This is a genomic window from Streptomyces sp. NRRL B-1140 (assembly GCF_001280065.1).
Classification (GTDB): domain Bacteria; phylum Actinomycetota; class Actinomycetes; order Streptomycetales; family Streptomycetaceae; genus Streptomyces.
Genome location: NZ_LGEA01000102.1, coordinates 87561 through 99225, shown reverse-complemented (window position 1 = coordinate 99225; position 11665 = coordinate 87561). Strand labels below are relative to the sequence as shown.

The following is an 11665-nucleotide window of genomic DNA, read 5'->3' as shown; positions in this document are numbered from 1 at the left end:
CGGCAGCACCTGCCGGCCGGCCTGCGAGTACGGGCGCGGAGGCGGTCGTCATCAGGAGGCGGCACAGCGGTGTGGGCCCCTGCGCGCAGGACTGAGTACGGATACCTAGCCGAGGAGTTGAGTACGCGCGCGGATGGGGGACGACCTGCGCGGACGAGAGAGTGGAGACACGGAGAGGGGCACGGCTCCGGCACCGGCGACACGGGGCGCCGGAACGGAGCCGGCCCGCGATCCGCTCCTTCCGCCGGCGGTGTCGGCGGGAGCGAGACACGGGGGAGAACCGGGGGAACCGGAAGAAACCGGGGGACGACCGAACGGGGGTCCTGCGGGGGGACGCACGGGGGAGCAGGAGAAGAAAACGGGGGAGTGGGGAAGGCGCCGGTTCGAGGTGGCCCGCGGGGGACGCGGCCACACCGGACCGGCGCTTTCACATGTGCACGGGACGGAGGTCAGCGGCAGCCGCTCACCCGGCCCTGGAGCAGCCGGGACAGCGCGGCGTGGACGTCGTCCAGGGAACGTTCCGCCTGGAACGACTTCCAGTCCAGCGCGGCCACCAGGACCATACCGACCAGCGCGGACGCCGTCAGTGAGATGTCGATCTCCTCGCTGAACTCACCGGCCGCGACACCGTCGCGCAGGACGTCCTCCACGACCGCGACGGCCTGCTGCCGGACCACCATCAGCGTCGACTGCCAGGTCCGGTTGGTGCGCCACAGCTCGGCCACGTACAGCTGCGTGAAGGCCGGGTAGCGGTCGATGAAGACCAGCCCCGCGCGGATCATCGCGTCCAGGGCGTCGACCTTGCCGCCGCCCTCCCGCGCGGTCCGCTCGGACGCCTCCCGCAGGGAGGCGGTCAGCAGACCCACCCCGTGCCGCAGCAGTTCCTCGAAGAGGACGGACTTGCTCGCGAAGTTGTAGTAGACGGTGCCCTTCGCGACCCCGGCACGCTCGGCGATCTCGTCCACGGTCGTGGCGGAGAACCCCTGCTCGGCGATGAGCGTGACGGCCGCCTCGTAGAGCTTCTGCCGGGTGGCCTCGCGGCGCGTGCTGCCGCCCGACGCGGCACTGCTGCTTTCCATGGCCCCGATTGTCACAGGAACCTTTCCGGGGGAAGCGACGGTGGGGTTCACAGGCTCAGCTCCGGGTGCAGCCGGTCCAGCGTCCACACCTGGCGTCGGCGGGCCGCCACGGCGGTCAGCGCGAGGGCGCCCGCGGTGAACGCCGTCAGCACCACGCACCCGTGCCACACCGGTTCGAGTCCACCGCCGGTGATGAGCCGCCTGAGGGCCTCGACGACATAGCTCATCGGCAGGAACGGGTGGAGCGCGTTGAAGAACCCGGGGCTCGTCTGCACGGGGTACGTACCGCCGGCCGAGGTCAGCTGGAGCATCAGCAGCGCCAGGACCAGGATCCGGCCCGCCGCCCCGAAGCGCGCGTTCAGCCACTGCACGATCGCCGCGAAACACGCGGTCACCAGGAACAGGAAGCCCACCGTCCCGGCGGCCCGGGCCATCTCCAGGCCGACCGCCCAGTGCAGCACCGACATCAGCGCCACCGTCTGCAGCACTCCGATCGCCACCACCGGCAGCCAGCCCGACAGCGCGATCCGCCACGCCGGGGCGCCCGCGGCCAGCGCCCGCCGGTTCATGGGCGCGATCAGCATGTAGGCCACCATCGCACCCACCCACAGCGACAGCGGGATGAAGTACGGCGCGAACCCGGTGCCGTAGTTGGGCGCCTTGTGTAGATCGTGGGAGGCGAGCCGCACGGGGTCGGCCATGACCTCGGTGCGCCGGTCGCGGTCGTGCTCGTCGTAGTCGGGGATCTTCTCCGCCCCGTCGTGCAGGCCGCCGGCGAGCTTCCCGGAGCCGTCGACGAGCTTGAAGATGCCGCCGTTGAGGTCGTCCGCGCCCGTCTTGAGTTTGCCGACACCCTTGTCCAGGGCGACGGCCCCGGTCTTGGCCGTGCCGATGCCCTTGTGCAGCTTCTTGGCGCCGGAGGCCACCTCGGCCGCCCCGTCGTTCAGCGCGTTGATCTCCTTGACGGCGTCGGTGAGGTCCTCGGAGAGGTGCGGTGCCCGGTTCGCGAGGGCCTGGGACTGCTTCTGGAGGATGGCGAGGTTCTTGTCGAGCTTGTCGAGATCGCCGTCATGGTCCGCGATCAGCGTGTTGAGGTCGTCCGCGATGGTGGTCACCTCGGCGGCCGCGTCCTTGGCCTTCTTCAGGTCGGAGCACGCCGGGTCGGGCACGACCGGATCGTCGCAGCGCCGGGCGTAGACGTTGTTCAGCGTCCCGGAGGCCGCCTTGGCACCCTTGGCGGCGGTCGGGGCCGTCTTCACCAGGGTGTCCAGGTGCTTGCGGATCACCCCGGAGGAGTCGGCGACCAGCTGGGCGGTGTCGCCGATGGTCTTCTCGTTGCCCTTCAGGAAGGGGCCGACCTTGTCTGCGGTGCCGTTGACCCGGTCGGCGAGCTTCTGCGTGCCCTCCGCGACCCGTTTCGAGCCGTCCTCCAGGTCGCCCGCGCCCGTGTGGAGCTTCTTGAGGCCGGAGGCCAGCTTGCCGCTGCCGCCCTTGGCGTCCTTCAGGCCGTCGGCGAGGTCCTTGGAGCCCTTCTCGGCCTTGCCGATACCGCCGTTGAGCCGGTCGGCGCCCTTCGCCGCCTTCACGGTCTTGCCGTGGATGTCGGAGAACGACACGAAGATCTTGTCCAGGAAGGACCGGGACGTCTTCGTGGACGCCGCCTGCCGCACCTCGCTGAAGACCGTCCGGGAGATCTGCCCGACGATGTAGTTGTTCGCGTCGTTCGTGCGCACCTGGAGGGCGCCGGTCTCCGGGGTGTTCCCGGAACTGGAGGCGATCCGTTCGCTGAAGTCGGCGGGCAGGGTGAGCGACAGGTAGTAGCTGCCGTCCTCGACGCCCCTGCGGGCCTCGGCTGCGCTCACCTCCTGCCAGTCGAAGGTCTTGCTGTCACGCAGGCCCTTCGTGATGTCGTCGCCCGCCGTGATCTTCTTCCCGTCGGCGGTCGCCCCCTTGTCGTCGTTCACGAGCGCGACCGGAATCCGGTCCAGACGGCCGTACGGGTCCCAGAACGACCACAGGTACAGAGCGCCGTAGAGCAGCGGCAGCACCAGCAGCGCGACCAGCGCCGCGCGCGGCAGCTTCCCCCGCCCGAAGCGGCGCAGCTCAAGCGCGGCCAGTTTCGGCGATCGCATCGGCCTTCTCCTCTTCCTGGTCCGCGTGGTCCGCCTTCTCGGCGCCGTCCGCCGGGTCTGTCTTCCCCGTCTCGTCCGGGTGGGTGTCCCCGGTGGCCGGGTCCTCATGGCTCTGCGCGGTGGAGACTCTGACGGCACCCTCGGGAGCCTCGCTGCACACCGCCACGACCGTCGTCCCGGCGTCGGCCAGGGACCTGAGCAGTGCGTGGACCTCCTCCCGCTCACCGTCCGAGAGCTTGAGGTCGGCGTCGTCGACGCCGAGCAGCCGCGGCCCGCCCACCAGGGCGAGCGCGATCGACAACCGCAGCGCCTCCAGGCGCTCCAGGTCCCGTACGGCCGTGCGCGGCCCCTTGGGCAGGGTCTCCAGGTCGAGCCCGGCCGCCTCCAGCGCGGCCTCGACGCGCTGTTCGGCCTCGGCCGCCCGCTCGCGGCGGGGCCGCAGCAGTCCGCGCAGCGAGGCGCCGAAGCGACGCTGGAGCAGGGCCCGTTCCCGCAGGTGCTCGCCGACGGTCAGCGCCGGGTCGAGGTCGGTGACCCCCGGGACGTGCGCCAGCGCGCTGACGCCGCGCACGGCCGCCATCTGCTTCGGCAGCCTCGCGTCGCCCACGGCCGCCGTGCCCTCCGAGACCTTCATCCGCCCCGTCAGCGCGAGCAGCAGGCACGTCCGGCCGGACCCGGACGGGCCCTCGACCGCGACGAGCGCACCCGGCTCGGCGTCGACGGAGATCCCGCGGACCGCCCACCCCCGTGGCCCCTTGATCCCGAGGCCTTCGGCGGCGATCCGCACCCCTCCCGCCTGTTCCCCCACGAGTCACCCCTGAAATTGAACTGACTGGTCAGTGCAAAAACTACTCCGAACCTACGAGCGAGGCAAAACGGCAGGTCAGAACGGATTGTCAGTGCCATACCTCACGATGGGTCACATACGGCACGCCCTGACCGGACGTGCCGTCACCCAGACGACAGGAGGTTCGTCATGGCCAGCTATCACGCAGCAGCCGCCCGCCGGCGCCGCGCCACCGGCCCTGCCCCCTCACTGACCGGCCCGGCGAGCGACGTGCACCCCGTGCTCCGCCGGGCCACGGCCCCGCCCGCCGCCCTCGACCTGCTCGCCCAGGCCCGCGCCAGCCTCGACGAGGCCACGTCCCTGGAGACATCCAACGAGCGCTACTCACGAGCCCACCTCGCCGCGCTGCGCACCGCAGCGGCGGTGCTCGCCGCCCGGGGCCGCCCGGAGACCTCGCCCCGGGCCCGGGCCAAGATCCGCAGCGCCTGGGAAGTGCTCCCCGAGATCGCACCCGAACTGACCGAGTGGAGCGCGCTGTTCGCCGCGGGCGCCCGGCGCCGCGCCCGCGCCGAGGCAGGCATCGAGGGCGCGGCCACCGGCCGCGACGCCGACGACCTGATACGCGACGTGGCGATGTTCCTGCGCCTCGTCGAGCGGATGCTGGTCCTCCAGCCGGTCCTCCCGCAGCCCCGCCCGGACCAGGACCGGCCGGCGGGTCCGGGCGCGGGGAGTGACATGCCGGACGCCGGCTGACCGCGGCCCGGGCTCGCCCGGCCCGCGGTGCATCCAGGGACCTGGGCATCGGCACACCGCGGCCCAGGCAATAGGGTGGGGAACGCCTGAAGTCTTCCCTCCCCTGGCCGGGGCCGGAGAAGACGCCCCGTTCGCGCCGCCGTGCAAGAGGCGGTGCCGCGCCGAGGAGTCAACTGCCGTGTCGGACCCGATGCGCCCCCGCGCCTCCCTCCGTACCGCCGTGGTCTGGGAGGTCCTCCAGGACGCCCTGGACCGCCGGGTCAAGGCCGCGGGTCGGGAGTCGCTGGACGTTCTCGACACCGGAGGCGGCAGCGGCAACTTCGCGGTGCCCGTCGCCCGTCTCGGCCACCGGGTCACCGTCGTCGACCCCAGCCCGAACGCCCTGTTCGCCCTGGAGCGCCGGGCCGCCGAAGCCGGCGTGGCCGACCGGGTCAAGGGCGTCCAGGGCGACGTCCACGGCCTCTTCGACGTGGCCGAGCGCGGTGGCTACGACGTGGTGCTGTGCCACGGTGTCCTGGAGTACGTGGACGATCCGGCCGAGGGTGTCCGCAACGCGGTGGCGGCCCTGCGTCCCGAGGGCGTCCTCAGCCTGCTCGCCGCCGGACTGGGCGGTGCGGTGCTGTCCCGCGCCCTCGCCGGGCACTTCAAGGAGGCCCGGCAGGCGCTCGACGACCCGAACGGACGATGGGGTGCGGGTGACCCCGTGCCGCGCCGCTTCACCACCGAGCAGCTCACGGGACTGGTCGAGGGAGCGGGCCTGCGCGTCGGTGCCGTGCACGGCGTCCGGGTCTTCGCCGACCTCGTGCCCGGTGTCCTCGTGGACACCGAGCCCGGAGCCCTGGAAGCGCTGCTGAAGCTGGAGGAGGCAGCCGCCGAGCTGCCCGCGTTCCACTCGGTGGCCACGCAGCTGCACGTCCTGGGCGAGACCGGTGGGGCCACTGAAACCGGTGCGCCCTTTGGGGCGGACGAGAGCGATGGGGTGGCCGAGGCCTGAGCCTCCTCCTGCGACACCACCGCTGATCAGCGCCTCGGCTGCGCATGGAGTACGCCACAGGCCCCCCGAATGGGGGCGGCGCGCCGTATGATCGAGGGAGACCGTTCCGGCATGACGGGTCGGCCGCCGGGGAATGCAAGCCTCAGCGAGCCGGGCGCCCATGGCGGATTCCGGTTGGTCAATTGGCGCAGAGGGGCGGGTTTCACGGGGGCGATTCCCTGCCTATCCTGAAGGGACCCCCCGGGTCGCCCCGGCGACTGCACGATGAGGAGGACTCCGTGCCGCTCTCGGAGCACGAGCAGCGCATGCTCGAGCAAATGGAGCGAGCGCTGTACGCCGAAGATCCCAAGTTCGCGACAGCGCTCGAGGGAAGCGGGCTGCGTACGTACACCCGGCGACGGGTCTACCAGGCGGTCGCGGGCTTCCTCGTAGGTATCGCGCTCCTCATGGCTGGAATGGTCGCCAAGCAGGTGTGGCTCAGCGTCGTGGGCTTCCTGGTCATGCTGGGCTGTGCGGTGCTCGCCGTGACCGGCTGGCGCAAGGCCCCCAAACCGGGTGAGCAGGCGTCCGGTGCCGCCGGACATCACGCCCGCTCACAGGGTCGGCAGCGCCGTTCGGTGATGGACCGCATCGAACAGCGCTGGCAGAAGCGCCGCGACGAACAGGGCGGCCATTAGCCGCCCGCGGAGCCTCTCCAGGACCATGTGAACACGTTGGTCAGGGGGTGACCACCGACTCGGTGGTCACCCCCTGACGTTTGCGTGTGTGCCGTCACAGGACGCCGGCGCGGCCCTGACACGACAAGGCCGGCCGGCCCTGACACGACAAGGCCGGCCGGCGCATCCGCACCGGCCGGCCCGAGCAGCGCCACCCCAGGAGCCGCTCCTCAGCCCTGCTGCGCCGAGGTCTTCCGCCACGTCGGCCGCAGCGCCACCGCCCGCTCCCGGACCCTCGTCCACCAGGCCGACGCCGCCCACACCACACGCGCGGTGGACCGGGGGGCCACAAGCGCGCGGAGCCCGGCCGCCCGGCCGGCCGCCGCGCCGAGTCCCGCCGTCGCACGGCGCACGTCCTCGGTGAGGCCCGCCACCGGGCGCGGGTGCGGGGCGTACAGCACCTGCTCCACCGCGTTCGCCACCCGGTACACCGAGGCCGCGGCCGCCGCGTCGAGATCGCCGAGGCGCACCATACGGGCGGCCGCCTTGCGCGGTGTCTGTGATTCGTCCGGCGTGATGCCGAAGTCCCACGCCGTGTCGGTCAGCTCCTGCCAGACGGCCAGGGTGTGGGGCGCCGTGTCGGCCTCGCCCCGGCCGTGCGCCCCGAGCCGTACCGACCGTGTCCGCAGCCGCCACAGCATCGGGGCCAGGGGGAGTGCGAGGACGGCGAGGCCGGCCAGGGCCCACACCAGGAACGCGTACCACTTCGGGCCGTCGTCGTCCGTGGGCAGCGCCGCCTGCGGCGATTCGCTCCCGCAACCGCCGTCCAGCTTCTTCTGCTCCGGCGTGCAGCTCTCGCTCACCGAGGGTGCCGCGGAGGGCGCGGTCGACGCCGACCGGGAGGGACGCGACGGGTCCGGCACCGAACTGCCGGGGTTGTCGGGCAGGGTGTACGACGGAATCGAGCCGCGGTTCGGAGTCGGCTCGAAGCGGGTCCACCCCACGCCCTCGAAGTAGAGCTCGGGCCACGCGTGCGCGTCCCGCAGCCCCACCGACACCGAGCCGTCCGCCTGCGGGGAACCGGGCGCGAAGCCCACCGCCACCCGGGCCGGAATACCCAGGGAACGGGCCATCGCCGCCATCGCGAAGGAGAAGTGCACGCAGAAGCCCTGCTTGTCCTTCAGGAAGCGGGCGATCGCCTGCGAGCCGCTGCCGACCTGCACCTGCGTGTCGTACTCGAAGCCGCCGGTCACGGCGAACCAGTCCTGGAGCTTGACCGCCTGGTCGTACGGGCTGGACGCGCCCGCGGTGACGGTGCGGGCGGTGCGGGCCACCACCGACGGCAGCGAGTCGGGCAGCTTCGTGAACGGGCGCTCGATGTCCTCGGGCGCCGGCCCCGCCGAGGCGAGCTGCTCCGCCGTCGGCTGCACGTCCAGACTTTTGACCTGGTACGTCAGGCCGCGGGTGTTCTGCCCGTGGTCGCCGACCAGCGTCATGCCCTGCGGCTCGTAGCGCCAGTTGCCGCTGATGCGCACGCCGCTCGGCGGGTACGGCATGGGCAGCCAGTCCTGGGCGTACCAGCCGGCCGCCGTGATCGTGGTGTCGAACTCCGTGCGCTTGACGTCCGGGCTGAGCCCGGCCGGGTCGGGGAATGTGCCGTCGGGGACGGCGGTGATGGACCGCCTGGACGGCTTCCACGTGGTGCCGTCGAAGTCGTCCAGGGACACGATCCGCAGATACAGGTCGGAGAGGTCCGGCGACTTGGTCCGCACGGACAGCACCTGCTGATCCTCGTCCGCGTTCAGGCTGTCCCGCAGCGACACCAGCGGATTCACGGCGGAGATCGTGCCCCCGCCGCCGGCTCCGCCGCCCGCGCCCGCTCCCACGGTGTCCAGCAGGCCGCCGTTCATCGCGGGCAGGCCGAGCGGCACCACCAGGGCGATGCCCAGCGCGACCACGCCGATGCGCCGGCCGGTGCGGACCGGGGCCAGGGCGCCGCTCGGCTCCCCGCCCGCCGTGCGCGGCGCACCGCCGAAGACCCGGCCCCACTGCGAGAGCCGGTCCCGCCCCTCGGCCAGCAGCAGCATCAGATAGCCGGCCGCCGCCACCAGGAACCACAGCCAGTCCGCGTCCCCGTCGGACAGCCCCGCCGCCACGGAGTACAGGGCGAGCAGGGGCAGGCCGGCCGGAGCGGCGCTGCGGAAGGTCACCGCGAGGGTGTCCACCAGCAGGCCGATGATCAATACCCCGCCCAGCAGCATCAGCCGTATGCCGTCGGACTCCAGGGGCGCCGGTATCGCGTACCGCGCGATGTCGTCACCGCCCTGCTGGAGCAGGAGCGCGAAGCGGTCGACGGCCTGCGGTCCCGGGATCAGCCCGGCCAGGGCCTGCCCACGGGCGAACACGAAGGTCAGCAGCATCACGGTGACCACGGCCTGCGCCGCCACCGTCAGCGGCCGGGCCAGCGGCACCCGGCGGGCAGCGGCTCCCACGCCCGACTGCAGCGCCAGCAGGAACGCCGCCTGCACGATCCATGTGGCCGGCCGAACGAGGGGCAGCAGGGCGCACGCGGCCATCAGGGTGGCCGCCCAGGCGCCCAGCGTCAGTCGTACCCGCCCGCTCATCACGGTCCCTCCCCGCCGCTCGCGGCGGTCACGCCCCTGCGCTCCCGGTCCGCCAGCCGCCACAGCTCGTCCATGGAGGCGCCCCGCGGCACGCGCAGGGCCGTCCAGCCCGCCTCGCGCAGCATGCGCAGCCGGTCTCCGCTCCTGTCCGAGGGGCCGGGCACATGGCCCGGTTCCCGCCCCCAGGAGTCGCTGTCCAGCACGAAGGCGACCGCCCCAGGGCTGCGCTGCCGCATCCGCCCCAGCACGGCCGCCTGCTCCTCGTCCAGGTCGCCGAGGAAGGCCACCAGCAGCCCCTCGTTGCCGCCGCGCAGCACGTCATAGGCCCGGGACAGGCCCGCGCCGTCGGAATGGTCGATCACCGCGAGGGTGTCCATCATCAGTCCGGCCGCGTCCGCCGACTGCTGGCTGGCGCCCGCGAAGCCGTCGCCGCCCTCGCCGGGCACCGCGTCCCCGGTGTCCGTGAGCAGCCGTACCGAGTAGCCGCGTTCGAGCATGTGCACCAGCACCGAGGCGGCGCCCGAGACGGCCCACTCGAAGGGTGAGTCCGGCCCCGCGCCCTGGTAGGCGATGCCGCGGGTGTCCAGCAGCACCGTGCAGCGGGCGCGTTGCGGCTGCTCCTCGCGGCGCACCATCAGCTCGCCGTAGCGGGCGGTGGAACGCCAGTGCACGCGCCGCAGGTCGTCGCCGTAGCGGTAGCCGCGCGGAATGACGTCGTCCTCGCCGGCCAGGGCGAGCGAACGCTGCCGCCCGTCGCCGTAGCCCTGCGCCTCGCCGCCCAGACGCACCGGCGCCAGCGGCTCCACGCGCGGGATGACCGTGAGGGTGTCGTGCGTCGAGAAGGAGCGGGTCAGCTCGCACATGCCGAACGGGTCGGTCAGGCGCAGCTGGAGCGGGCCCAGCGGGTAGCGGCCGCGCAGGTCGGAGCGCACCCGGTAGGACACCTCGCGCCGGCCGCCCGCCTCCACCCGGTCGAGCACGAATCGGGGCCGCGGACCGAGCACGTACGGCACCTTGTCCTGGAGCATCAGCAGGCCCGTGGGCAGCCGCGAGACGTTGTCCATCCGCAGGTGGACCCGGGCCTCGCTGCCCGCGGGAACGCGGGCGGGGGAGAGCCGGCGGCTGCCCGCGACCCGGTAGCGGGTGCGGTACAGCACCGCCGCGCACACCAGCGGCAGCACCGCCAGCAGCAGCCCCACGCGCAGCAGGTCGCTCTGGCCGAGCACGTAACTGCAGATCGCGGCCGCGACACCGGCGGCCAGGAACGAGCGTCCGCGGGTGGTCAGACCGGCCAGAGCGGTGCGGACGCCCCCCTTCTCGCCCCGGTCGGCTTCCGCCCGGCCCGCCCCCGCGGTCGACATCACAGCCTCCGCGGCGGCTGCTGGGGATACGCCGGAGCCGTACGGCCCAGGCCGCCGAAGCCGCTCTGCTGCTGCGGCCCCGCCGGCACCGGGGTGCGCTGCAGGATCTCCTCGACGACCTGCTCGGCCGTGCGCCGGTTGAGCTGGGCCTGGGCGGTGGGCAGCAGGCGGTGGGCCAGGACGGCGACGGCGAGGGCCTGCACGTCGTCCGGCAGCGCGTACTCCCGCCCGCTGAGGGCCGCGGACGCCTTCGCCGCGCGCAGCAGGTGCAGCGTCGCGCGCGGGGAGGCGCCGAGTCTCAGGTCGGGGTGGGTGCGCGTGGCGCCGACCAGGTCGACGGCGTAGCGCCGGACCGGCTCGGCGACGTGCACCCCGCGCACCGCCTCGATGAGCTTGAGGATCTCGTCCGCGTGGGCCACGGGCTGGAGGTCCTGCAGCGGCGAGACGCCGCCGTGCACGTCCAGCATCTGCAGCTCGGCCTCCGCGCTCGGGTAGCCGACGGAGACCCGGGCCATGAAGCGGTCGCGCTGGGCCTCCGGCAGCGGGTAGGTGCCCTCCATCTCGACCGGGTTCTGCGTCGCCACCACCATGAAGGGGCTGGGCAGCTCGTAGGTCTTGCCGTCGATGGTGACCTGGCGCTCCTCCATCGACTCCAGGAGCGCGGACTGCGTCTTGGGCGAGGCGCGGTTGATCTCGTCGCCGATCACCACCTGCGCGAAGATCGCGCCCGGCTTGAACTCGAAGTCACGGCGCTGCTGGTCCCAGATGGACACGCCGGTGATGTCCGACGGCAGCAGGTCCGGCGTGAACTGGATGCGCCGCACCGAACAGTCGATGGACCGCGCCAGCGCCTTGGCCAGCATCGTCTTGCCGACACCCGGGACGTCCTCGATCAGCAGATGTCCCTCGGCGAGCAGGACGGTCAGCGAGAGCCGTACGACCTCGGGCTTGCCCTCGATCACGCCTTCCACCGACTGCCGCACGCGCTCCACCACGGCGGTCAGATCGTCCCCCACCCGCGAGAAGTCCCGGCTTGGGGGACCCCCATGGCTCGCTCGATCGTCATAGGTCGTCACCCGGCGCTCCTCGGCCTTTCCCGTGCTCCCAGGAAGCACGAGATACCCCATATTCCCGGGCCGACGCCGCATGACGCGGGCCGGCCCACCCCGAACCACGGACACCACGCGTGAAAGGTTCCGCGTGACGTCACTCCCGCATTCTTGCCGCCGTTACCGTTTCGTGTCACTCGACTGTGGACAACTGGCCGCGATATGTCGGT

General features: G+C 72.7%; 9 protein-coding genes. 3 read left to right on the top strand and 6 right to left on the bottom strand.

Annotated elements, in window-relative coordinates; all coding sequences use genetic code 11:
• Window positions 1-449 precede the first annotated feature (449 nt).
• The 3 genes from ADK65_RS21220 to ADK65_RS21210 are packed head-to-tail and all read right to left on the bottom strand — an operon-like array spanning window position 450 to window position 4019.
• Window positions 450-1079 (bottom strand): TetR/AcrR family transcriptional regulator, encoded by a 630-nt coding sequence (locus ADK65_RS21220; protein WP_053671914.1) that lies wholly within the window; start codon window positions 1077-1079, stop codon window positions 450-452.
• A gap of 47 nt (window positions 1080-1126) precedes the next feature.
• A complete protein-coding gene (locus ADK65_RS21215) occupies window positions 1127-3211 on the bottom strand; it encodes a YhgE/Pip domain-containing protein (RefSeq protein WP_053671913.1) in 2085 nt (694 codons plus the stop codon).
• Window positions 3183-4019, bottom strand: a complete 837-nt coding sequence (locus ADK65_RS21210) for an ATP-binding cassette domain-containing protein (protein ID WP_053671912.1) — start codon at window positions 4017-4019, stop codon at window positions 3183-3185. The genes ADK65_RS21215 and ADK65_RS21210 overlap by 29 nt, the downstream gene beginning before the upstream one ends.
• Window positions 4020-4187: 168 nt before the next feature.
• Here ADK65_RS21210 and ADK65_RS21205 point away from each other — a divergent pair, with 168 nt between their 5' ends.
• From ADK65_RS21205 to ADK65_RS21195, 3 genes are all read left to right on the top strand, one after another.
• Window positions 4188-4751, top strand: a complete 564-nt coding sequence (locus tag ADK65_RS21205) for an SAV_6107 family HEPN domain-containing protein (RefSeq protein ID WP_053671911.1) — start codon at window positions 4188-4190, stop codon at window positions 4749-4751.
• Between the two features lie 178 nt (window positions 4752-4929).
• Window positions 4930-5745 (top strand): methyltransferase, encoded by an 816-nt coding sequence (locus ADK65_RS21200; protein ID WP_053671910.1) that lies wholly within the window; start codon window positions 4930-4932, stop codon window positions 5743-5745.
• Between the two features lie 278 nt (window positions 5746-6023).
• Entirely contained in the window at window positions 6024-6422 is a 399-nt protein-coding gene (locus tag ADK65_RS21195) for a DUF3040 domain-containing protein (protein WP_053671909.1), read from the top strand.
• 209 nt (window positions 6423-6631) lie between these two features.
• Here ADK65_RS21195 and ADK65_RS21190 read toward each other — a convergent pair whose 3' ends face one another.
• The 3 genes from ADK65_RS21190 to ADK65_RS21180 are packed head-to-tail and all read right to left on the bottom strand — an operon-like array spanning window position 6632 to window position 11462.
• On the bottom strand, window positions 6632-9025 hold the full coding sequence (locus ADK65_RS21190) for a transglutaminaseTgpA domain-containing protein (RefSeq protein ID WP_053671908.1): 2394 nt from the start codon (window positions 9023-9025) through the stop codon (window positions 6632-6634).
• Window positions 9025-10386, bottom strand: coding sequence for a DUF58 domain-containing protein (locus ADK65_RS21185; RefSeq protein WP_053671907.1), 1362 nt, complete (start codon window positions 10384-10386; stop codon window positions 9025-9027). The genes ADK65_RS21190 and ADK65_RS21185 overlap by 1 nt, the downstream gene beginning before the upstream one ends.
• Window positions 10386-11462, bottom strand: a complete 1077-nt coding sequence (locus ADK65_RS21180; protein WP_053671906.1) for an AAA family ATPase — start codon at window positions 11460-11462, stop codon at window positions 10386-10388. Before ADK65_RS21180 ends, ADK65_RS21185 begins: the two co-directional genes overlap by 1 nt.
• Window positions 11463-11665 lie beyond the last annotated feature (203 nt).

Excerpts from the sequence above, each read along its gene's own strand:
- ADK65_RS21220 (WP_053671914.1), bottom strand. The coding sequence starts at position 1,079 with ATGGAAAGCAGCAGTGCCGCGTCGGGCGGCAGCACGCGCCGCGAGGCC.
- ADK65_RS21215 (WP_053671913.1), bottom strand. The coding sequence starts at position 3,211 with ATGCGATCGCCGAAACTGGCCGCGCTTGAGCTGCGCCGCTTCGGGCGG.
- ADK65_RS21205 (WP_053671911.1), top strand. The coding sequence starts at position 4,188 with ATGGCCAGCTATCACGCAGCAGCCGCCCGCCGGCGCCGCGCCACCGGC.
- ADK65_RS21190 (WP_053671908.1), bottom strand. The coding sequence starts at position 9,025 with ATGAGCGGGCGGGTACGACTGACGCTGGGCGCCTGGGCGGCCACCCTG.
- ADK65_RS21185 (WP_053671907.1), bottom strand. The coding sequence starts at position 10,386 with ATGTCGACCGCGGGGGCGGGCCGGGCGGAAGCCGACCGGGGCGAGAAG.